We start from the raw sequence: 962 nt of genomic DNA, 5'->3' as shown, positions 1-962 counted from the left end.
GAGGATTTCGGCTTCGACATCGCCTGGTTCGCCGAGCACCACTTCACCAACCATTCGATCTGCCCGTCGTCGCTGCTGATGGTCTCCCACTGCGCCGCCGAGACGCGCAACATCCGCCTCGGCCCCGCCGTGCTGGCCCTGCCCTTCTACGATCCGCTGCGCCTCGTGCAGGAGGCCGCCTTCGCCGAGCTGCTCACCCGCGGCCGGCTGGTGCTGGGCCTCGGCACCGGCTACCAGCCCCACGAATTCGAGCGCTACCGGGTCGATCCCGACGAGCGGCACCCGATCATGCTCGAGGCCTGGTCGATCCTCGAACAGGGCCTCACCTCCGGCGTCGTCGACTTTTCCGGCGAGTATTTCCACATTCCGGCGACCGAACTGTCGATGCGGCCCTTCGGTCTGGCCATGCCCGAGGTGTTCGTCGCCTCCAGTCATCCGCGCCTGATCGACCGCATGGCGCGGGGCGGGCACACGCCGTTCATGAGCTTCGGCCACCGCGGCCTTGCCGAGGCGCGCGCCTTCCGCGACGTGATCGCCGGCCGCTGGGCCGAGGCCGGCGGCGAAGTCTCCCGGATGCCGCTCGCCGTGCAGCGCTACATCTACGTCACCGACGATGCCGCCGACGCCCGCCACGCCGCCCAGTGCGTGCGCGATCTCGCCCGCGCCGCCGTGCCGCTGTCGACCGCCGAACCCAGCCGCGACGGGCCGTTCCTGCGGCTGATGCCGCTCAACGACGAGCCGCCGCTCGACGACTTCCTCGAAAGCGCGGTGATCGGCCCGGCCGACTACTGCGCCGAGAAGCTCGCCGAGGAGATCGAGGCGCTGCGGCCGACGCATCTGTCCTGCTTCATGGGCTTTGCCGGCATCGGCCGGCGCGAGACGCTGGCCTCGATCGAGCGCTTCGGCTGCGACGTGATCCCCCAGCTCGACGGCCACGTCGAGCTGCGGGGCGTCGACCTGAG

At 70.6% G+C, this 962-nt stretch carries 1 protein-coding gene; it reads left to right on the top strand.

Annotated features, from left to right (window positions below; all coding sequences use genetic code 11):
• Positions 1–962: LLM class flavin-dependent oxidoreductase (locus A6302_RS20510; protein WP_069308541.1), on the top strand; the 962-nt coding region annotated here is incomplete at both ends.

The sequence above is a fragment of the Methylobrevis pamukkalensis genome (assembly GCF_001720135.1).
Lineage (GTDB): Bacteria > Pseudomonadota > Alphaproteobacteria > Rhizobiales > Pleomorphomonadaceae > Methylobrevis > Methylobrevis pamukkalensis.
This window is presented reverse-complemented; position numbering and strand designations above follow the sequence as displayed.